General features: G+C 62.1%; 24 protein-coding genes. 1 reads left to right on the top strand and 23 read right to left on the bottom strand.

Annotated features, from left to right (window positions below; genetic code table 11):
• Positions 1 to 8: 8 nt before the first annotated feature.
• The gene (locus MKZ91_RS14860; RefSeq protein WP_336171723.1) at positions 9 to 413 is read right to left on the bottom strand and encodes a DUF6950 family protein; all 405 of its coding nucleotides are present in this window, start codon (positions 411 to 413) and stop codon (positions 9 to 11) included.
• A 114-nt stretch (positions 414 to 527) separates the two neighbouring features.
• Here MKZ91_RS14860 and MKZ91_RS14855 point away from each other — a divergent pair, with 114 nt between their 5' ends.
• Positions 528 to 656: a hypothetical protein gene (locus MKZ91_RS14855; RefSeq protein WP_336171721.1), complete on the top strand. Its 129-nt coding sequence runs from the start codon at positions 528 to 530 to the stop codon at positions 654 to 656.
• On the opposite strand, the gene MKZ91_RS14850 is transcribed toward MKZ91_RS14855, so the two are convergent.
• From MKZ91_RS14850 to MKZ91_RS14745, 22 genes are all read right to left on the bottom strand, one after another.
• Positions 637 to 1,272 (bottom strand): hypothetical protein, encoded by a 636-nt coding sequence (locus MKZ91_RS14850; protein ID WP_336171720.1) that lies wholly within the window; start codon positions 1,270 to 1,272, stop codon positions 637 to 639. The two genes, MKZ91_RS14855 and MKZ91_RS14850, sit on opposite strands and share 20 nt — an antisense overlap.
• Before the next feature lie 68 nt (positions 1,273 to 1,340).
• Positions 1,341 to 1,934 carry a DUF2163 domain-containing protein gene (locus tag MKZ91_RS14845; protein ID WP_336171718.1) on the bottom strand — a complete coding sequence of 198 codons (594 nt, stop codon included), beginning with the start codon at positions 1,932 to 1,934 and terminating at the stop codon, positions 1,341 to 1,343.
• The gene (locus MKZ91_RS14840; protein ID WP_336171716.1) at positions 1,931 to 2,584 is read right to left on the bottom strand and encodes a hypothetical protein; all 654 of its coding nucleotides are present in this window, start codon (positions 2,582 to 2,584) and stop codon (positions 1,931 to 1,933) included. Before MKZ91_RS14840 ends, MKZ91_RS14845 begins: the two co-directional genes overlap by 4 nt.
• Positions 2,584 to 4,473 (bottom strand): tail tape measure protein, encoded by a 1,890-nt coding sequence (locus MKZ91_RS14835; protein ID WP_336171714.1) that lies wholly within the window; start codon positions 4,471 to 4,473, stop codon positions 2,584 to 2,586. The genes MKZ91_RS14840 and MKZ91_RS14835 overlap by 1 nt, the downstream gene beginning before the upstream one ends.
• Positions 4,474 to 4,487: 14 nt before the next feature.
• Entirely contained in the window at positions 4,488 to 4,727 is a 240-nt protein-coding gene (locus MKZ91_RS14830) for a phage tail assembly chaperone (RefSeq protein WP_336171775.1), read from the bottom strand.
• The gene (locus MKZ91_RS14825; RefSeq protein WP_336171712.1) at positions 4,727 to 5,128 is read right to left on the bottom strand and encodes a hypothetical protein; all 402 of its coding nucleotides are present in this window, start codon (positions 5,126 to 5,128) and stop codon (positions 4,727 to 4,729) included. The genes MKZ91_RS14830 and MKZ91_RS14825 overlap by 1 nt, the downstream gene beginning before the upstream one ends.
• A gap of 11 nt (positions 5,129 to 5,139) precedes the next feature.
• Positions 5,140 to 5,550, bottom strand: coding sequence for a phage tail tube protein (locus MKZ91_RS14820; RefSeq protein ID WP_336171710.1), 411 nt, complete (start codon positions 5,548 to 5,550; stop codon positions 5,140 to 5,142).
• A 33-nt stretch (positions 5,551 to 5,583) separates the two neighbouring features.
• Complete coding sequence (locus MKZ91_RS14815; protein WP_336171708.1) at positions 5,584 to 6,048, bottom strand: hypothetical protein; 465 nt, start codon at positions 6,046 to 6,048, stop codon at positions 5,584 to 5,586.
• 1 nt (position 6,049) lies between these two features.
• Positions 6,050 to 6,343, bottom strand: a complete 294-nt coding sequence (locus MKZ91_RS14810; protein WP_336171707.1) for a hypothetical protein — start codon at positions 6,341 to 6,343, stop codon at positions 6,050 to 6,052.
• Position 6,344: 1 nt separating this feature from the next.
• The gene (locus tag MKZ91_RS14805; protein WP_336171706.1) at positions 6,345 to 6,674 is read right to left on the bottom strand and encodes a head-tail joining protein; all 330 of its coding nucleotides are present in this window, start codon (positions 6,672 to 6,674) and stop codon (positions 6,345 to 6,347) included.
• Positions 6,671 to 7,057, bottom strand: coding sequence for a hypothetical protein (locus MKZ91_RS14800; protein ID WP_336171704.1), 387 nt, complete (start codon positions 7,055 to 7,057; stop codon positions 6,671 to 6,673). The genes MKZ91_RS14805 and MKZ91_RS14800 overlap by 4 nt, the downstream gene beginning before the upstream one ends.
• Positions 7,058 to 7,113: 56 nt before the next feature.
• Positions 7,114 to 8,133 (bottom strand): major capsid protein, encoded by a 1,020-nt coding sequence (locus MKZ91_RS14795; RefSeq protein WP_336171703.1) that lies wholly within the window; start codon positions 8,131 to 8,133, stop codon positions 7,114 to 7,116.
• Between the two features lie 13 nt (positions 8,134 to 8,146).
• A complete protein-coding gene (locus MKZ91_RS14790; protein WP_336171702.1) occupies positions 8,147 to 8,509 on the bottom strand; it encodes a head decoration protein in 363 nt (120 codons plus the stop codon).
• A gap of 1 nt (position 8,510) precedes the next feature.
• The gene (locus tag MKZ91_RS14785; RefSeq protein WP_336171701.1) at positions 8,511 to 9,071 is read right to left on the bottom strand and encodes a hypothetical protein; all 561 of its coding nucleotides are present in this window, start codon (positions 9,069 to 9,071) and stop codon (positions 8,511 to 8,513) included.
• Positions 9,072 to 9,128: 57 nt separating this feature from the next.
• Entirely contained in the window at positions 9,129 to 10,028 is a 900-nt protein-coding gene (locus MKZ91_RS14780) for a S49 family peptidase (RefSeq protein ID WP_336171700.1), read from the bottom strand.
• Positions 10,025 to 11,659, bottom strand: coding sequence for a phage portal protein (locus MKZ91_RS14775; RefSeq protein WP_336171698.1), 1,635 nt, complete (start codon positions 11,657 to 11,659; stop codon positions 10,025 to 10,027). The genes MKZ91_RS14780 and MKZ91_RS14775 overlap by 4 nt, the downstream gene beginning before the upstream one ends.
• A complete protein-coding gene (gene gpW, locus MKZ91_RS14770; RefSeq protein ID WP_336171696.1) occupies positions 11,656 to 11,889 on the bottom strand; it encodes a gpW family head-tail joining protein in 234 nt (77 codons plus the stop codon). Before gpW ends, MKZ91_RS14775 begins: the two co-directional genes overlap by 4 nt.
• 3 nt (positions 11,890 to 11,892) lie before the next feature.
• On the bottom strand, positions 11,893 to 13,950 hold the full coding sequence (locus tag MKZ91_RS14765) for a phage terminase large subunit family protein (protein WP_336171695.1): 2,058 nt from the start codon (positions 13,948 to 13,950) through the stop codon (positions 11,893 to 11,895).
• The gene (locus tag MKZ91_RS14760; protein WP_336171694.1) at positions 13,947 to 14,582 is read right to left on the bottom strand and encodes a hypothetical protein; all 636 of its coding nucleotides are present in this window, start codon (positions 14,580 to 14,582) and stop codon (positions 13,947 to 13,949) included. Before MKZ91_RS14760 ends, MKZ91_RS14765 begins: the two co-directional genes overlap by 4 nt.
• A 143-nt stretch (positions 14,583 to 14,725) precedes the next feature.
• Complete coding sequence (locus MKZ91_RS14755) at positions 14,726 to 15,472, bottom strand: hypothetical protein (RefSeq protein WP_336171693.1); 747 nt, start codon at positions 15,470 to 15,472, stop codon at positions 14,726 to 14,728.
• A gap of 192 nt (positions 15,473 to 15,664) precedes the next feature.
• Positions 15,665 to 16,570 (bottom strand): hypothetical protein, encoded by a 906-nt coding sequence (locus MKZ91_RS14750; RefSeq protein WP_336171692.1) that lies wholly within the window; start codon positions 16,568 to 16,570, stop codon positions 15,665 to 15,667.
• 217 nt (positions 16,571 to 16,787) lie between these two features.
• Positions 16,788 to 18,605: a DNA primase family protein gene (locus MKZ91_RS14745; protein WP_336171691.1), complete on the bottom strand. Its 1,818-nt coding sequence runs from the start codon at positions 18,603 to 18,605 to the stop codon at positions 16,788 to 16,790.
• Positions 18,606 to 18,607 lie beyond the last annotated feature (2 nt).

Genomic DNA, 18,607 nt, shown 5'->3' with positions numbered 1-18,607 from the left:
GGAAGGGATTATCCGAGATGGAAAGTCGCGACGACGTCGGAAAGGCCGTGGTCGCTACGGCCCCTCTCGGTTTTGGTGGTGAAGCGGTTGCCGATGCAGACACCGACATGCTCGGCGCCATCGGCAAGGCGCAGGATGACCAGGTCGAAATAGCGGGCCGAGGCGGCGCCATCCGGATCTTGGTCCAGCTCCGCCGACCAGAAGTCGACGAGGCTCGAAAACCCGCGCCGGCGGAGCGCGATGTGTGCGCCCCTCAGCGTCTTGTAGGCGCCTCGGTACTTCTCAACGAGCGAGGTGCCATGCAGCGCGTCCGCCATGGCGCAGCCGAGGTGGAAGCAATCGGCCGGGCCATAGGCATAGGGTGTCGACAGCTCACGCTCGAGCGTGGCCGATCCGATGCGGAAGCGATCCATTGTGAAGACTCGACTTTCAGTTGCCTGTCTGGTCCATTGCCAGTGCCAGCAACAGAGAGATCAACGGCTGTGTTGCAAGGCGAACAGTTTGTGAACTCGCCAGGAGATCGGCACATGACCGAAAAGCGTATTGAAGAGAAAAGCTACACCCCTCGAACGACCGATATTAAGAACCCGGACGTTGGCGGTAACTACACTCCGACGACGAACGAAAACCCGGCTCCTAAGCCGCCGGGGAAGTGATTTTCTTTCGCCGAAAGTCAATTCGCGCGATCTCAGAGCTGGGAATGAAGGTTATTTCATCTCCCCACGCATCAAAGCTGACAGACGCGTTTTCGCGTCTGTCCTCGCCTGGCGGGCGAAAGTGGGTCACGTACATTAGAACGTCGCCATTGGTGCCCAAAACACATGGACCGTTCGGCGCGCTGGAAAAGCGATGCAGATCATCGCATTCAAGCCAGGTCCCGCTCTTTAATTGGACAGCCAACTGGGTCCCATTGACGCCCGTAACGTTGAACATCGAGACCCACGCGCTAGGGAGTTCATCGGCGTAACTTACGTGCATGCCCCTGAGCACGATCTTAAGCAGGTTACGGCCGAACAACCGCCAGAGGATCCCGATGACGCATGTCGCGACATACGGCAGCAGCGCCGACACAAAGATGTTGGTGCCGCGAGCGACCAACCATTGGTGAAAAAACAAGCCAAAGAAGCCAAAAACCGCACTCGAAAACGCAACATCGACACTCTTATGGTGGTCGCGAATGCCCGTGTTCGCAATGAAGTATCCGCTGTAACCAGCCGCCAGGAATAGGACGGTGGCGAGCGGCAGGTTCGCAATTTCGGGCTGAAATGGCATCATGGTCTCCTGGCGACTGTCAAATTTATCGGCGACGCTCGCAGTGATTGCAAGCGCAGCGCTGCTGGCTATCTCGACACCTGTCCCCATTCCTCGGGGATCGTGCCGACGGTCGCGACATACTCGAAGCCGGTATCCGTGGCGTCGTTGTCGAACTGCTGCTCGGCCTTGCTGCGCTTGACCAAAGTCGAGCCGCGCGCCGAGCGGCCGGGCGGCTGCAACTCGATCGTCAGCGTCAGAAGCCCCGCGCCCTTCGCGCCGAGCGCGTCGTCGTTGAAGCTGACGCGGTCGATCTCGTAGATGTTCGAGACGAGGATGCCGACAACCTCATTCGTGTTCGGCACGCCGGCAAGATGGGTGATGATGACCGGCGAATTCGGATAGTCGTACTGCTCGATCTGCGCGACCGCGTCATCCGGGTCCGCGACCGGAATATTCGAAAACACGATCGTTCGCGTCGTCACCGCCACACCGACGGAGCTATTCATGTCGCCCGCCTCGAGGAACCGGTTCGGCAGGTACGTGAGACCGTTGTAGGTGAACGGCCGCCCGCCGCGATGATAGCCGACGGTCTTGCCCGGCAGATCGAAGCGGATCAAGTCGAGCACCGCGAACTCGCCGCTCTCGACGATCGCCTCGACCTCAGGAGAAAGCACGCTCATGAGAAGAACAGCTCCGTAGCGGTGAACTGGACATTGTAGTTTGGCCAGGACTTCGGAAGGCTGTAGCTGCCTTCGTCCATCTCCATGATGCAGGCTGGTTTCTCGAAATGGACCGTGTTACCGGCGGCAAAGGTCTGGGTGTCGAGCGCGAACCGGATCGACAGGGTGACGACGCCTGCGCCATTGGCCGTCGCCGGCGCCATGATCCGATGCAGCGAGCGCACCAGCGGTGATTTGCGCACCTCGACATAGTCGCCGGGCGAGAGCTGGAAGCCGGCAGGCAGCCCATTGACGACGATCGCCAGCGGGTTCGTGATCGACTGAAGAACCGCGTCGCCGTTGAATGCACCGCCACCCGCTTTCACGCCGGAAAGCGGCTCGCTGCTCTGGTAGGCGATCGGCCGAGGCCTGTGCGGATCGTAGCCCGCAAACACGCCGCCATCGCTGGCCAGCATGTTGAAGGCGTCGAACGCCGCGGCCTCCGCCGTCGTCAGTTTGCCCGCAGCATAGGTCGCGACCCAGAAGGGCGTGCCGCGAAGCAGCGTTTCGGTGCGCCGGCCGAGCATGCGCGCAGTGCTACGGGTACGGATCGGGTCGAAGGAAATCGACGGCCCATAGACCACATTCGGAAGCGCGATCAGTTCCGCCATCAGTAGTCCCCGCCGTTCTGGCGCACGTTTGCCCGAGCCGCCTCATTGCTCTGCATCAACCGCAAAGTCTGGCTTCGCGCCTGCTCGAGGATCTGCGCTCGGATTTCCGGGCCCAACTCGATCTGGATAATCGACGTATCACTGCCGGTCTCGATCCCCGAGCCGCCCGCCATCTTGGATGGCGGGACAATCCGGCCGTGTTGCGTCGGAACGAAGAATTCCTCCTCGTACTCATTCACGCGATAGATCCGCCCCGGCGAGACATCGCCGCCGCCAGCCCGCGCGCCGCCGTATCCGAGGACGCTGCCGAGGGTCGTATTCGGGACGAAGCTCGGGGAGAAAAGCCCCTTGCCGCCGCCGCCAAACCCGTCAGAAAACGCTTCGAACAATGAGCCGAACAGCCCCTTGCCATTCGTCTGTACGTTGATCAGTTCCGTCAGTAGCGCCGCCAGGGCCTCCTTCGCATCGAAGGTGCCGTCGACAATGCGGGTAAGCTGATCGTCGAGCGTGTCACCGACGCGTTGCGCCGCATCGCGCATGCGCTCCTGCTGGTCGATCAACTCTTCCTCGGCCGCCATCTGCCGATACTTCTGGTCGATCAGCTTGGAGATTTCCTGCCCCTCTTTCGAGGCGAAGGTAACCCCTGCTTCGCGCAACGCGATCGTCCGCTCGCGTTCGATATCGGTCAGCCCCATCACTGCGAGCTCATCGCGCAACGACTGGATAACGTCGTCGATCGCCCGCTTTTCCTTTGCTGCCTCGCTGGTTGCCTTGGAGCGAGTGCCGCCGCTGCCTTTCGTACCGCCGGATCCGGCCTTGGAAAACGCGTCTTCGATCCGTTGCTGTGCAAACTCGCCGCGCAGAATGTCCTGCGCGGACTGGATACGTCCAGCCTTCGGGGACGCCTGCTTTTCAACGCTGTCACTTATTCCCGCCCGCTTGTCCAGCAGGCTCTGGATCTGGTTCATCTCCTTGTCGATCCGGGAGATTTCCGAGGCGCTGTCGCGACCGAAGATCGAGAGGAAGCTATCTTCGGTCGTACCTTTCATGCTCAGCGCCCTCTCGCGCGCCTGCTTCAGCATGGACTGGCGATAAAGGAGACTGCCGGTCTGCTGCTGCTCGAACGCGCGGAAGGAATCTGTGAAGCTCATGAAGGCGCCGGCAGCATCGACGATCGCAGCCTTTAGGTTCGTGCCAACGGTCGTTGCGATCAGATTAAACCTGCGATCGATATCCTCAGCCCGCGCGACCAACTCCTTGTCCATCACCAGGCCGAGGTCATGAGCAGCCTTGATCTGGTCTCGGATACCTTCCTCGCCCAGCCTGATCAATTGAAGGAACTGTTCGCCACCAGCACCGCCGAAGACCTCATCCAGGATGCGGATCTGTGCCGCCTTGTCGAAGTCTTGTAGCTTGCCGATGATCTCTGTGAAGAGAGCCGACGGGTCCTTCAGCTTATCCTTCAACTTGTCAGCGCTGTAGCCGAGGCGCTGGAAAGCCTCGGCCGCGGAGCCACCACCTGTTTCGATGAATTCGTCTGCCCTCAGGTTAAGTTCCTTGAGGCCATCCGTGAGAGCATCAACAGCAACTCGGTTCTGCTCTGCCACAAACTTCAGTTCCTGGAACGCCTCTACCCCGACGCCAGCACGCCTGGCTTCTTCCCCGACCGCCGCAATGGCGTTGGCGGCGTCCCGAACCACGGCAACCGTAGACGCCGAAATGATGCTCGTGGCGATACCAGCCGCGCCGCCGATCATCCCCTTAATCCTATTGAAGGAAGCGGCGACGTCAGTTGCCGACGACTTGGTGAGAGACCGGATCCGCGCAAGGGCGGACTCGAAGCCCTTTGCGTCTCCGGAGATCGTAACGGGAATATCAGGACGCGACATGGCGGATTACCCCTTCATTGCCCCTTGATTTGATGTTTGGGATTGGCCTTCAGCGAAGGCCGTACCCCATAAGCGGCCGCGGCGCGGCGAACCTCTTCGCGAGAGACAAACGGAGCACCGCCGAGCTTTCCGGAGAGCCCCTCCAGCGCCATCTCAAATTCGACGGCTGTCGACCTCCAGAATACTTCCGGCGACCAGCCGAGAAGCTTCGGAGAGGTGGCGACGCGAAACGCCGTCTTGAGATGGTCGGAAATCAGGAGAGGCTGACGGGCTTTCCCAGCAGAGCATCCGCTGCGATATCATTGGCCGTCTGCTCATCGCGACGGATCTTGCCCGCCGCGATATGGCCGGCGAGCGCAGCCTCTACCGCTTCGCGCCAGTTCGCCTGGTCAGCGAGCGAGATGTTGCCATCGTCGAGGATCTTGGCAACAAGCGTGTCGAGCTGGTCGGCATCATCGACGACGATCAGTGCGCGGACAGCGCAGGCGACGGTCTTAGGCTCGAAACCGAGGAGCCGCGCATAAACCTCGTCGATGGTCTTGGCGCCGAGCGCTTGCGACAATCGAGCGAGACCAGAGAATGTGACAGCGATGCGAAAGTCGATGGCGCCGATCTTGACCGGCGCCTCACCACGGATGGGGTTAGCGTGTTCCACCATCGCCTCCGTCAAACGGCCGGAACGAAGGTGATGACGCCAGTCATCGCCGCGCGGATGTCAGCCTGAAGCTCGTTTGTCTTGTCGCCGGAGAACGTGATCGAAACAAGCGCATCGCCTTCAAACGTGCCGACGCCGGGGACGCTGATCTGATATTCCGTCACGACCTGGTTGATGGCATCTGCGGCAATTGCCTTCATCACGGCGCTGCTCACGAAGGCGCCCTGCCCCGCGAGACGAATGGACTGGATGCCGTACATCAGGGCCAGCGTGAGTTTTTGGCCGGGATCTGTGCAGTTCGGCTTGGTGATATCGATCTCCTCGTTGTTGATTTCGAGGGATCGCTGTTCGGTGATGCAGGCTAGTGTGAAGGCACCCGCACCATCAGAGCGGGCAATGGTAAGCTGACGGCCGAGAGCCATGGCAAAAATCCTCTGTTTGTCGTGGGGGAAGCGCTAGAGCGCTGGCTGCTGGGGATCGACCGCAAGCGTCTTGTAGGCGATCCTGTAGTTGATGGAGCCGGCACAAAGGGAGGTGCCGGTTTGCGAGTTCACATAGTGCCGCTCGGACTCGAGCAGGGCCTCGATCACGAGACCATCGAGCATGATGGCAGCACCCATAGCGCTCTCTACTTCGACGCAGATCTCATCGAATTCCACCTCCGGATCGTCGTCGCGAAGGTGGACGACGATCGACAGCGGCAGGCTGCGATCGTAGCCATCCTCGCCGTTCGGTCCGGAACTCGGCCGCACGCTGGCAATCTCGTTGCTGTCCGACCAGGTGAGCGTCAGCACCGGCAAGGCTTCCTGCTTGATCGCGCCCTTGCGGCCACGAACGACCTTGTCGGGATCGGAGAAGCGCGGAATGGCGACCAGTCTCGCCTTCACCGCCTCGAAGATCTGGGTTCGGAGGTGGCCCATGTCAGACGATCGTCTTGCCAAGATCGCGAAGCGCCTGACCGAGGATCTCGACCGAATAACCGAGGGCCACGATCTGCTCGCGGGTCTTCTTCTGGTCGGCAAGCCGACCGACGTCGGAGCGGATCGCCGAGCGCAAGCGAGACGGCAACTGCTGCCACGGCCGCTGCATCATGCCGCCGACGGCCTTGCGGGCCGCTTCCTTCTTCGCGCCCTCGTCGGTGGCGAACAGCGCCTGGCAGATTTCTTCGGCCGGATCGACCTTCACGGCCGCCGGCGCGTCCTGTTCCTGTTTCATGTCAGATGTCTCCTGAAAGCGAGAGCTTGAGCATGGCCCGGGCGTCGTCGCTCACGTTGATGATGGGATAGGTCACGCCGTCGATCGCGACGAGATCGCGCTGGCTCTCAAGGCCGGGAACGTCGGTCGCTGCGACGGACAGCACATGCGTCGTACCCTCGACCGGCTGATCCGCTTCGTCGACCAGATCGACCCCGCGCCAAACGCGGAAGATGCCCCGAACGGTCCTCGGGCTGAGGACGCCATTGATCGTGAACACGGCGTCGACATTGCCGAAGGCATCGGAGAATTCCGCGCCCATCCCTTCGAACAGAGATGGGCGACGGCTCATTTCTTCGCCTGCTCGAGGTTGTCTTCAGCGGCGTCGACCGCGACGATCGCCTGCTGCAGTGCTTCGTGGTCGGCGTCGGTGGCGTCGGGCAAGGCCGCCTTGTCATGCGCCGCCTGGTAGGCAGCCTTCGCGTCGGCGAGTGCCTTTTCGAGCGCAGCGATGTCGACCGATGGCGCAGACGCCTGCTTCCGCGGTGACGAACCACGGCTCGGCGTGAAGGACACGCCCTTGCTCTTGTAGAGCTCCTCGCGCTCCCTGCTGATCGGCAGGATCTCGACGCCGGCGAGCTTGTCGCCGGGCCAGACCGTCAGCGATCCGCCGACAACGGGCACGGCGACAGCGCGCGCACCCTCATGGGCGATTTCAACTTTGATCGTTTTCATGGAAATCTCCGGGGGTTGTCAGGAGGCATCGGCCAAACCTAGCCTCCTGATCCGCATCAGGTGCGGGTTGCCTTGCGCAGGACTTCGGGCTGGGTGCAGAGATAGAGCGGGTACGAGTACAGCTCGCCCTTCGTCCATGCCTGCCGGTCCTTGTCGACGATGTTCAGGGCATAGGTGTCCTGACCGCGCGTGTTGACGAACGGACCGAACTCCGCCGGCGACATCGCCTTCTTGAAGACATCCTTGGCGCCGACCGGGAAGAACTTCGCCTCGGCCACAGGGACCGCGACGGCGTCGTTGTCATCCGTGCCGCGGTAGTTGTGCCAGGTGATGCCACCGAAGTAGAAGCTCTCGAAGGCCGTCTTCTCACGAAGGGCCTCGGCAGCCGCCCAGTTCTGGTAGGTCTCCTTGACGCTCTGATGCTTGATCAGATCGTCATAGAACTCGTCGCCCGCAATCGCATGAACCTGCGTCGCCGGCGTGAACGACCCCTTGGCCGCCCGCGCCATCGACCGAACGATCTTCTGGCATTCGGTGCGAACGTCGGTACCGGCGACGTCGAGTTCGAAGCTGACGGCCGCTGGTTCCGCGATGTTGAATTCGGCGAAGTAATCGTAGATGACCGTCACACCATCGGCGTCGAGCAACTTCCCCTGCAGCGCGCCGAGGCGATGGTATTCGTGCGTGAGGTCCATATTGCCACGCACCTTCGCCATGCGGCCGGCATATTCGACCTGGAGCGCCTCGAACTCCGTTTCCGTGCCGAAGGCGCGGATCGCCTCAACCTCGTGCGCATACATGGTGAAGCTGTCGGCGAGACGCGTCGTACGAAGATCGCGAATGTCGCGGTCGCCGCGGTCGGTCTCGCGCGGTGCAGCGCCGAGCGGAGAGGTCGAGATCAAGGTCAGCTTGTTTTCGCGGCGTTCCACCGCAACCGTACGGGCGTAGACCGGAACCGGCTCGAAGATGTTGAGCGAGCCCAACAGTCCCGGCACAAAATCGACCTTATCGACGGCCGCGGTCAGGTTGACCATCGAGAAAGCCCGGTTGTTGAATGCATCCATGGAAAGTGGCATCGGGGCCTCTCCTTTATCGAACGATGATGTCGAGCGCCGCGAGGGCTGCGACGCCGGCTGCGATTTGGTTAGCCGTGGCACCGGCAAACCAGGTGAGTTTCGAGGCCTTCACCTCGCTGGAGCGCGCCGTCATGGTGCGCAGGTCGCCGGCGACGCCGCCTTCGAAGAGAATGCGGGCGACGTTCTGGCTACCGTCGACAGCCGCCGGATCGTAGAGCTTGTACGCTCCGGTTGCGGTCACCTTGCCGAGCACGCTACCCGCCGGCAGTTCGCCGACGATGCCGGCAGCGAGCACGCCAGTCTCGCGCGAGAGGTGGCCATTGGCTTCGGAGATCAGATATTCGGCCGTGCGAGGCCCATCCTTGAACACCGGCATGTTACTTCCCCTTCATCTTGACGCCGGCCTTTGCCAGGGCGCCGTCCCAGGAACTGGTGGTGTTCGCGCTGCGAACATCGCCGTTGATGCCGCGGCCGGTATTCGACGGGCCGCGAGCCTGCATGCGATCAGAGAGACGACCGGACGAGGCCTGCGCTCCGCCGTGCTTGAGAGTTGCGAGCGCCTTCTTCGGGCTGTCGGCCGTCTTGAAGGCAAGGTGTGCAGCGAGCGACGGGTTGCCCTCGGCGCGCGGGGAACCAAGGATGGCACCGATGCGCTTGCGCTCGGCGCGGCGGCCCTTGGCGAAGGCGGCCTTTTCCTTGTCGGACATGCCTTCCTGCGGATCGCCTTCTTCCTCGGCGTCCGGATCACCGGCATCGTCGTCGACGGGATCGTCGCCTTCCGCGTCCTTTTCCGGATTATCGTCCTCGGCCGCCGGATCGTCCTTCTCGGTCTCGGCAACCGGGTCGAGGTCCTCGTCTTCGCCATCCTTCGGCGGATCGTCGGACATGTGGCGGGGTTTTCCGCCGGCTACCCGGCGGATCATCTGTGCAAGCGACATTGCGCTTCTCCTTTGCTGGGATAAGCCCTCGGGCGGAACGCCCGCTGTTGCGGGCGGTTAAGCGGCCTTGCGGCCGATCTCTGCGATGAAGGTGTTTGCGGCGACGATCGGATCGCCGACCTCGTCGACGAGCCCGATCTTCACGGCATCGGCGCCCATGAAGGTTTCGGCTTCGGTCTTGCGCAACGCGTCGGCGTCGATACGTCCCTTGCGGTAGCGTGCGACGGCCTCGATGAACATGTCGCGGACGGTGTCAGCCTCGGCCGCCGCCTTCTTGAAGACGTCCTCGCCGAGCTCTTCGTACGGCGAATAGTCGTTCTTCCGCGCGCCGGAGAAGATCGGCGTGATCTTCACGCCCGCCTTGTCGAGCGCCTTCGAATAGTCGACGTGCAGCATGATGACGCCGACCGAGCCGGCAAGCCCGGTTTTCGGGATCACCATGCCGGTCGCGGCCGACGCCAGCAGGTAGGCCGCCGAGCAGGCATGTTCGGTCAGGATCGCCAGGACCGGCTTTTCCTGCGCAAGCTCATGGATCGCATCGGCACAGGAGAATGCGCCGGCGACTGCACCGCCGAAGGAATCGACCTCGAGGATCACGCCACGGACGTCCTTGCTGGCCCGGCAATCGCTCACCTGCGCGTGAATGCCTTCATAGGAAGTGGCATCACACATCGCGCCAATCCACTTGCCTTTCGGTACCAGCGCGCCCTCAGCCTCAATCACGGCGACGCCGGTACCACCGATCATGCGCGGCCCGGTGTAGGCTGGGTTTCCCTCCCAATCGACAACATCACGGATTGGCTCGCCGACGATACCGGCCTGCCATTCCCCGCCAAACGAAACGGGGCCGCCGAAGATCCTCGGGGCCATTGCACGGGCATATTGCTCGAGCGCTCCGCGGTGGGCGAGCAGCGGACGATTGAAGAGCTGCGCTGCGATTTGCGGGTAATGCGTCATGCTGCCTGCGCCTCCTGACGCTCGCGTGCGTCGCGTTCATCCGGTGTTTCGGGTTTCTGCTGATCTGTCTTGCCGGACGCGTTTGCCGGGAACGACAGACCGAGCGACGACAGGAAACGCTGCTCGCGAGCACGCTTGCGGGCGACCTGCTTCCAGTCCATGCCTTGTTCTGCGCATTCCTTCTCGAGGTGCGAGATGCCGAGATCGAGACGCAGACCGGCGGCCTTGGCTTCCTTCTCGGGGTCAACCCAGCCGCGCGCCGGACCGATCCAATCGACCCGCGACCAGGCAGCAGGTGCCGCCTCGAACGAAACGGCGACGCCCGGCAGCTTGATGATGCGCCGGTCGAAGACTTCCTCGAGCCAGGCGCGGTAGATCTGGTTCATAAACTGCGCCGCAAACATGTCCTTACGCGCCGTCAGCCCGCGCCAGACTTCAAGGATCGCAGCGCGTGCCGAGGAATAGTTGACCTGGCTCCAGTCCATGGTGAGCTGCTCATAGGTGAGACCTATGGTCGAGGCGACGTTGCGCAACGCCGCGCGGAAGAACGCCTCGAAGCCTGAGTTCGGGTGACCGGGCTGGGTCAGCGTCACGCTGTCGCCGGGATAGAGGAAGTGCGCCATTCCGGCCGGGATCTTCGGCGGCATGTCTCGATAGGTTTGGACGCGATCAAGCGTACGTGCATCCCAGCGCGCGGCCGCCTCGCTGTCGGTCAGGGCCTCGGCAATCTCGCCATGCTCGCCGGGTGACGTGATAAACGCGGCGAGAACCGCGTTGACCATGGCGGCTTTCAGTTCCGCCTCATCGTACTGCGTCATCTGCTTCAGCTTGCGCAGGATCGGCGACAGCGGCGGCACGCCACGGAACTGGCCGTCGCGATCCGCCTCGAAGGCATGCGCCATAACGGGCCGGCCCCACTCCGTCTCGCGCGGCACTCGCACCCACGAAGGCAGCGCCGAGCCCCAGACATAATCATCGTCGGGATGCTGCGTGCGGATCCAGTAGGCCATGGCCGCGCCGTAGCGATCGAGCTCGACGCCGTCGCGACGATCGGCAGTGTCCGCCTCGTCGAGCGGGTTCGACAGCCGCGCCGGGTCGATCAGCTTGACGAAGGTGCTGTAAGGCGCGCCGCGCGCTTCGTCCCAGCACAGTTCCGCGAGCGCTTCGCCGTCGCCAAAGCGATGACGGTAGGCGCGGCCGAGAACGGAAGCCATCGGTCCCTGACGCTTGGCGTCGACCCAGAAAGCCGGGTCCGTCGCATACTCGGTCCACTTCTCTTCGATCTCGTCTGAGAGTTCGTCGGCCTGTTCCTGCGTCAGGTTTAGCGATTTCTCCGGGAGGTCGACGGCGATATCCCAGCCCGAGCCGACGATCGTATCCAGGTGGCGCGACACCGCCGCGGACGCCCAGCCATCATTGCGTGCGATGTCCTGCACGCGGTCGACCATGACGTCGCGCTCGATCGACAAGGCCGATTGACCGGAAACCGAGCGCGGCACCCAGTCCGACATGTCAGGATGCGTGTAGCTCGCGGACTGGTAGGCGCTGTCGCTAACCGGAAAGCCGCGCTGGCGAACCGACGCGCGCTGCATCGGGCGACCGGTATGGTCGAGAATGACGCTCTTGTTCATACCCGCACTCCCGGCCGGCGCGCCGAACGGATCAGGCCGAGCTTCGCCTGCAGCTCGCGGACATAATTGCGCAAGCGCGCCTCGTCGGCGGGCTTATAGGTCACGCTCTCACCGTTGTAGTTGAGCGTCACGGCGCTCTTTCCGAGCAGCAACTTGTGCAGGGCGGCCTCTGCCTCGGCCAACTGGCCACGATAGAGGGCCTCCTGTTCGGGCGTGAGCATCGTGAACATCCGTCACCTGTTGTTGAGTTGGCGCATGGCCTCGGCGGCCGTGAGCGTTTTCCTGACCGGGCGAGCCGGCCGTGCTTCCGGAGCCGGAGCCGGCGTCGGTTCCGGTGTCTCCGGCAACTGCGGCTGCACCTGGTTGATGTGATCCTCGAGGTCGCCCTGACGCGGCGGCTCAAGCTTCCCGAGGCGATCCTCGATCGCGTCCCACTGTTCCTCGGTCCAGTAGGGAATACCGAGGCGGTAGGCGCCGGCGAGGCTCTGGTTGAGCATGTCGAGGATTTCGTTGCGGCGACCCTCTGGCAGCTTCCAGACGTAGCGGGTATGGCCGCTGCGGGTTTTCTCGGCGACCCGGCTCTCGGACGTTGCTTGCTGAAACAGATCATCCTCGAAGCCTCGGGCGAATCGGATGAAGCCGGCCCGCTGCGGATCGTCTTTTTTGAAGTCGCGGTAGAGCCGAAGTTTGAAGGACGAAGCCGCGAAGGTGTAGAACCGCGACGACCACTTCTGCTTCTTCGGCCTGCCCTTGTTGTCGTACTCACGCGCCTGCGCGATCGGCGGCGCGTTTTCGTTGTTGCCACCGCGCACCATGATGACGCGGGAACGCGGATGTTTGCGCACCCAGTTCCAGACATCGTCGGTGTAGGCGTTGCCGTCGATCGCGGTCATGTCGACGGTGCGCTTCCGGCCGGCTTCGTCGGTCCATTCCCGCGCGATCAACGCGTCGAGGGCCGCCCGAACTTCCGGCTCCGAAATATGACCGGAGTGGACGCGATAGCCTGGCAGGTGGCTGCCGGCCCGATTGTCGATCACGACATGTTCGACGACCGCTCGAAGTCGATTCCTGCCGTAGCCGATCAACAGACACTCGACACGATCACCCTGCACGTCGATGCCCCAGACCAGCGATAGAACGCCGGCGGGGACGATCCCGCGATAGGTGTTATCCGAGACTGCGGCGCGGTCGCGCAGGATTTCCCAGTCGACCGCCTTGTTGTCCGCCTCGTAGGCGAGGCCGAGCCAGTCGTTGAAGAACGTCTGCTCTGCGCCCGAACCGTTCTCGCGCTTCTCCGGTCCGCCGGCCTGCAGCGAGATCCATTCGCGCGCGAGGTTTTCCCAGCGCTCGAAGGGCGAATAGGCCATCCAGATCCGGAACGATCGATGGCGACGCGCCCGGTCCGGATACTTCGCAACCCACTTCGCGCCGTTTTCCGGCCGCACCATCCACTCGCGATGATGCTCGTGGATCTCGCAGCCGCAACCAATGCAGACGAAGTGCGCGTTTTCCGGATGCTCGGGATCGATATGATCCCGCATGTTTTCCCAGCGCAGCTCCTGCAGTTCACCGCAGTGCGGGCAAGGAACGTGGTAGCTCTCCTGCGTTCCCTCGCGATAGTTCGCCGTGATCTTGCATCCCGGCTCGACCATCGGCGTCGAGATCTTGAAGACCTTGGCGTTGAAGAACGCCTTGCTGCGGCTGTCCGCCTGGACCTCCGGGTCTCCGGCCTCGTTCATCTGCCACTTGGCAAGGTCGTCCTGTACCTGCTTTCGCGGCGAGATCATCGACAGGCCCGCGGGCGAGTTGGCGCCGGCCGCCTGGATGGCGCCGCGCCCGTCGATGCGCTCCTTGTAGAGCACCGAGTTGCTGGCATCGCGGCTGTTCTGTGAGAACAGCTTGGCGACGACTGGCATCTCCCGCACCAGCGGCATCAGCTTCGTCTTCGACCAACGGGCGGCGTTCTCCTCGGTCGGGTGGACGTAGAGGAAATCGCCAGGCGCCATGTCGAGCGAGCCGAGCGTGAAGATGTTGGCGCAGATGGTGCCGCCGATCTGCGCCGACTTCGCCAGGCTGACGATGTTGCACGGGTCCTCGGGCGAGAGTGCCCGGAGGATCTCCGAGAAGAACGGCACCAGGTCCTCGTTGTAGGGTCCCGGATGGTCCGTGATGCGCTCCGAGAACACGATGTTCCGCTTGGCCCAGCCGAGGTAGTCGACTGAAGGCGGCGGCTCGCAGATCTCGGCCAGTACCTCCAGCGCGAGCCGCTCCGGATTGTACATCATCGTCACGGCTGATCGTCCTCGGTGTGCTCGTCGAGATCAGCGGCCGCGGCTGCGAAGTCCTTCGCCTTCTTCGCCCGATGGTCACGGAAGGCCTTCAGCAGCACGTACGTTGCATCGTGAGACGAAATCGAAAACTGCGAAGCAAGCGCCTTCGCCATTTCCGGAATACCCTGCTCCATCACCTTGAAGGCCTCGGCCACCGCCTTGACCATCTCGCGACGCGCATCGTCCGTCAGCATGTAACGACCGAGTTCGAGCGCTTCCTCGCGCTCCATGCGGGCGGTCGTGATCTTCTGCTGCTTCAGCTTCTCGGCGGCGACCTCGTCGAGGAATGGATCGATGACGATCGGCGGCTTTTCCCGCGCTGGCGGTCTGGCCACGACGTCGGCTCGATCGACAACAGCGCCCGGTATCGAGCGGGTGGCGGCCCCATTCGCGCCGAAGCGCTGGTTCGGATCGAGCGTCCGCTGGAGTTGCTCCATGGCAACCGACGTGCGGATCTTCGCGTTCCGGCCCTCACCTTCGAGCGCCTCTCCGTGAATTTTCCGCTCGGCGATGTATTGCGAGATGCGCCCCGGGCTGACGCCGACATGAGCGGCGAACGCGCTCTTCGTCATGACTTCAGCGGCAAGGCTCATCTTTAGGGGCGCTCGACTTTAGCGGGCCTCTTTAGGCTCCGACTTTAGGCTTCAAAAAATCGCTCAGACTGGGCAACCACTGCGGTGCCAAATACCCGTAGGCTGGTCTCGTCCGGGAAGGACCCGCGAACCGGGCCGACCGGTCATCGGGCCGTCCGAACCGCCCGTTCGAAGGCGGTGGCGAAGTGATCGTGAATGTTCGCGGTCACGTAGCGCTCGACGACCCCGCGGAGGTGGAGGCGGATGCGATAGGTGCTCTGCGACACGAACAGGATGACCGGGAAGATCGCCTGCGTGGTCGGGTCTCGCTGGTAGATGCCCGGGAAGAGGTGGCCCGCGCGCTTCGCGGCGAAGAACCGCGCGTTCTTGTAGTTCTTGTTTCGCTTTACGGACTTGTCGGACCGGACGCGGGTAGCGCCGGCGCCCCGATAGTCGATCTGCAGGTCAGCCATGACACGGTTCAGAAAGCCTTGTGTCATGTTGCCGTATCGATCGAGAGGCGCACGCTTCGCAGGAACGGCCACTTCGTTGCGCTTCATCAAGTTGCGGTCGATCAGTTGCCGCTCGAAAGCTTTATGCGTGCGCATCCCGCCCTCGATCTGCGGCCCGAGGAATGCCGTTGCCGGCAACCCGCCCTTGGTTCGATCGCCCGTCACCACGACAGCGGCCTGCATGTTCTGCCTGGTCGCCCCGTCATACACGACACCACGCTTGGCATAGGGCGTGGGCCGATCAAACACGCGATCCATCTCGCGTTGGACTTCGAGGCGACCGCCCTTTGCCGTTTCGTTCAGCGTCAGCATGATCGCATAGGGCAACTGCTTGCGCTCGATATCGCGCAGCGATCGCTCGAAACCCGACAGATCGAACTTGATGTGTGCGTCGATCATCGGGCACCTGCCTTTGCCGCCATTACAGCGGCGGGGTTCATGGCCGCCTCCCTCGTCTGGAAAAGCAAAACCCGCCGAGACTTTCGTCCAGCGGGTTTCTGACCGGTATTTCAAGCGGGGTTCTAACCCACTTCTGTACCATCGAAACTATGTCAAGCAACTGCCGCACACAATACTCAAAACCGAATAATTTTATCGTTGTTCTTCAATGACTTGCGCAGAAAACGGCGCGTTTTTGGAGATGGTCCACGGCTGGCGCCTCGGAAAGAATGGCAGCAATTCGTAGGTCGAAAGCCGGTTTTTGAACGATAGCCAGGCGTGGATCTGCTCTAGGGCCGACTGCCAAAGCTGCCAGTCAAGGCGCGAGAGCACGTCGCCGCGAATGGAGCGGTCGAGGCGCCACTTGCGATAGGCACCCTTCTTCGGTCGCTGGCGACGCTGATCGAAACCGTTGTCCTCGTATTCATAGGCGTTGCCGAGGCTATCCTTGGCCGTCCGCTTTACGAACCACGCGGGCTTGCCCTTGTTCATCAGCATCACGGCCTTCGGCGCATCTGCGCGCCAATCCGGCCCACGCTTCAGCACAGCCGCAGATACGACCAGGCTGACCACGTGCTGTCCGCTCAGACGGTCGCTACGCCCCCGCTGCTCTTCCGCCAGCCGGGCCACCTCCTCGGCGATCAGGCCGTGTTCGTCGGCCCAATCGGCCATGGGGTTCCAACCGTTGGCGATATCGAAGCCATGATCGGCAAGCCGGTGGACAGCGCGCCCGGCGATGATCGCGTCAGGATGGGGATCGCCCTCGTAAACAAAGTTCGGAATGACGCCGAACGCGTTCGGGCTCCGATCAACAATGGTCCCAAGCGACGCCACTTCCGCCATTCCCATCCATGCCGCGCTGAAGCCTTGGCCCACGTCAGCCATCACGCCTACCTTTCCAAGCTCCTGCGTGAAAGCCCAGCTCAGGAGGTCCTCTACCGAGATTTTCTTCATTGTGATGACCTTGCGATAGTTTGCGATTGTTTTTCGATAGTTGTAGAGACAGTTTTTTGTAATGTTTTCAAATAGTTCGATAGTATGAGATAGTTTTTCACGCATAACAAAAGAGACAAAAAATTTATGTCTCCCCGCACCCCGCCGTTTCTCATACGCGTATGGGCGCGAAAACTATCGCAACTATCGCAAGCCGTTGATTTTATTCCCCCTTCCCCCCGCCGAACTGTCGCAAAACCCCCGCAAAAACTATCGAAACTATCGCTCGATTTGCGAGTGTTTAGAGGCGCGTAACCCCTGATGTGAGGGGTTACGGGGAGCATCAGAACACCTCCGGAAACGGCTCATCGTCACTGAAACGCCCCATAGGGGGTTCAGGCGCCGTCTTGGGATGAGGCTCTGGGACGTCTCGAAGACGAATGCCGAGATAGTAGAAAACCCGGCCTGAGGTGTCTTTCTTGAACTTCTTGCCCATAGCTCGGCCAAAGGCAGTGACGTTCATAGGCTTTCCTCCCTCGTCTTCGGTGAATTTGCAATAGGCGGCATACAAATCTTTTGCCTGCAGAGGAGGCGCACTCTCGTCCTTCTGCACGCACCGCGCGACGAACGCCGACGTTCGGTCCATGTCGTCCCGGTACTCCTGCGTGGCGCTACGCACCGCGTCGGGGATGACGAGACCTTCCTTCAGGTAGATTTTGACGCCCTCGATCAGCCAGTTGAGAATGCCGGGATACTCCGGCCGGAAATAAGCCAGCATCTCCTCGAACTCGCGCCGCTCGGCCTCGGGCACCTTCACCGGCCAATGCACGACCGCCATGCGTCTCCAAATGCCATCATCGTTACCCGTGATCCTCGGATAGCCATTGCCGCTCATGATCACGACGAAGATCGGGTCGAAGTCCATGTATCCCGCAAAGAGGTCACGCGCCGTAATGGTCTCGCCGCCTGTCAGTTCCTTGACGAGGTTCTCTTTCAGGTCCTCGCCCTCGGGCAGCTCTTTCACGCGCAACAGACGTCGCCCGAGCAATCGAGCCAGGTCGGGTGACGCCCCGCCAGAAGAACCGCTCTCGCCGATCAAGCTGGTGGCCGGCAGGGTTACCGCGACATCTCCGAGCAGCCGGCAGAGCGTTTCCATGTATACGGATTTTCCGTTCGCACCGTCGCCATAGTGGAAGAAGAGGTGCTGGACGGTGATACCGACGAGACCGAGGCCCGACGACACTTGCACCAGCCGCCGGACATCTGCGTCGGGCAGCATCGCCCCGAGGAAACGAAGCCACCGTGGGCACTGAGCCTTGGCGTCGTACTTGACTGGCGCAACGTGCGTTATCAGGTCATCCCGGCGATGCCCTTGCATTACCTTGACGTCAGCCGAGGTGCAGATCTCGACCGTCTCCGGGACGTTCGGCGTCTCGGCAGCGCTTACGAACTTCGGGTTCTTGCGGGTCTCCATCTGCCGCACGAATCTGAGTGTCGCATTCTCGACCGCGAACTTCATGCGGTCCGCATTGAAGTCGTCAGGCGACCGGATCAAATGCGGCGCCGCGCAGGCAAGCGCAGCGTTCATGCGGGCGATGTTCTTTGATGAGGTCGCATGATCCATCCGGCGCTTGATACGCTTGCTTACACTCTCTTTCGCACGATCTGCTGCGGCAACGAGCTTTCGCTGAATAGCGTCCCGCTCTTCGTCCTCAATTTCCCCTGCCGCCGCGCCGGCGTCGATTGCGGCCTGCTCGTCCTTCGTCGGTTTGATAAACCGCCGCTCCAGGGCGATCCGGTCGCCGAGCCTTTGCGCGATCGCGAGTGACATCGGGCCACCGTTCGCGAGGTCCCAATGCGTGCCGGTCCAGACCGCATACATGGCCTGGCGAGCCTTTTCCTGCGCAACGACAACGAGATCTTCGCCGAAGTGCTTCAGCAGCCGTTTCCCGTTATCCGTGTCGGAATGATCCAGACCTGCGCAATACTCGAGGATCTTCGCATCGACCTTCTCGCGCTGTCTGGTGCCAATCGGCTCGACAGTTTCGTCAGTCTCTTCGGTCGCGGGTGGGGTTTCGGGGTCTGTGAAGCCACGCTGGCGCATGGCGTCTTGAACAATCTGCCGCAATCCGTCCGGCATTGACGTGGAAATGAGGTCCACCG

It is taken from the genome of Ensifer sp. MJa1, assembly GCF_037026475.1.
Taxonomy (GTDB): Bacteria; Pseudomonadota; Alphaproteobacteria; order Rhizobiales; family Rhizobiaceae; genus Ensifer.
Note: the sequence above shows the minus strand (reverse complement) of the source record. Positions and strands in the feature narration are given on the sequence as shown.

What these genes read in the sequence shown, in the direction of transcription:
- MKZ91_RS14860 (WP_336171723.1), bottom strand. Translation starts at nt 413, where the DNA reads ATGGATCGCTTCCGCATCGGATCGGCCACGCTCGAGCGTGAGCTGTCG.
- MKZ91_RS14855 (WP_336171721.1), top strand. Translation starts at nt 528, where the DNA reads ATGACCGAAAAGCGTATTGAAGAGAAAAGCTACACCCCTCGAACGACC.
- MKZ91_RS14850 (WP_336171720.1), bottom strand. Translation starts at nt 1,272, where the DNA reads ATGCCATTTCAGCCCGAAATTGCGAACCTGCCGCTCGCCACCGTCCTA.
- MKZ91_RS14845 (WP_336171718.1), bottom strand. Translation starts at nt 1,934, where the DNA reads ATGAGCGTGCTTTCTCCTGAGGTCGAGGCGATCGTCGAGAGCGGCGAG.
- MKZ91_RS14840 (WP_336171716.1), bottom strand. Translation starts at nt 2,584, where the DNA reads ATGGCGGAACTGATCGCGCTTCCGAATGTGGTCTATGGGCCGTCGATT.
- MKZ91_RS14835 (WP_336171714.1), bottom strand. Translation starts at nt 4,473, where the DNA reads ATGTCGCGTCCTGATATTCCCGTTACGATCTCCGGAGACGCAAAGGGC.
- MKZ91_RS14820 (WP_336171710.1), bottom strand. Translation starts at nt 5,550, where the DNA reads ATGGCTCTCGGCCGTCAGCTTACCATTGCCCGCTCTGATGGTGCGGGT.
- MKZ91_RS14815 (WP_336171708.1), bottom strand. Translation starts at nt 6,048, where the DNA reads ATGGGCCACCTCCGAACCCAGATCTTCGAGGCGGTGAAGGCGAGACTG.
- MKZ91_RS14810 (WP_336171707.1), bottom strand. Translation starts at nt 6,343, where the DNA reads ATGAAACAGGAACAGGACGCGCCGGCGGCCGTGAAGGTCGATCCGGCC.
- MKZ91_RS14805 (WP_336171706.1), bottom strand. Translation starts at nt 6,674, where the DNA reads ATGAGCCGTCGCCCATCTCTGTTCGAAGGGATGGGCGCGGAATTCTCC.
- MKZ91_RS14800 (WP_336171704.1), bottom strand. Translation starts at nt 7,057, where the DNA reads ATGAAAACGATCAAAGTTGAAATCGCCCATGAGGGTGCGCGCGCTGTC.
- MKZ91_RS14795 (WP_336171703.1), bottom strand. Translation starts at nt 8,133, where the DNA reads ATGCCACTTTCCATGGATGCATTCAACAACCGGGCTTTCTCGATGGTC.
- MKZ91_RS14790 (WP_336171702.1), bottom strand. Translation starts at nt 8,509, where the DNA reads ATGCCGGTGTTCAAGGATGGGCCTCGCACGGCCGAATATCTGATCTCC.
- MKZ91_RS14785 (WP_336171701.1), bottom strand. Translation starts at nt 9,071, where the DNA reads ATGTCGCTTGCACAGATGATCCGCCGGGTAGCCGGCGGAAAACCCCGC.
- MKZ91_RS14780 (WP_336171700.1), bottom strand. Translation starts at nt 10,028, where the DNA reads ATGACGCATTACCCGCAAATCGCAGCGCAGCTCTTCAATCGTCCGCTG.
- MKZ91_RS14775 (WP_336171698.1), bottom strand. Translation starts at nt 11,659, where the DNA reads ATGAACAAGAGCGTCATTCTCGACCATACCGGTCGCCCGATGCAGCGC.
- gpW (WP_336171696.1), bottom strand. Translation starts at nt 11,889, where the DNA reads ATGTTCACGATGCTCACGCCCGAACAGGAGGCCCTCTATCGTGGCCAG.
- MKZ91_RS14760 (WP_336171694.1), bottom strand. Translation starts at nt 14,582, where the DNA reads ATGAGCCTTGCCGCTGAAGTCATGACGAAGAGCGCGTTCGCCGCTCAT.
- MKZ91_RS14755 (WP_336171693.1), bottom strand. Translation starts at nt 15,472, where the DNA reads ATGATCGACGCACACATCAAGTTCGATCTGTCGGGTTTCGAGCGATCG.
- MKZ91_RS14750 (WP_336171692.1), bottom strand. Translation starts at nt 16,570, where the DNA reads ATGCGTGAAAAACTATCTCATACTATCGAACTATTTGAAAACATTACA.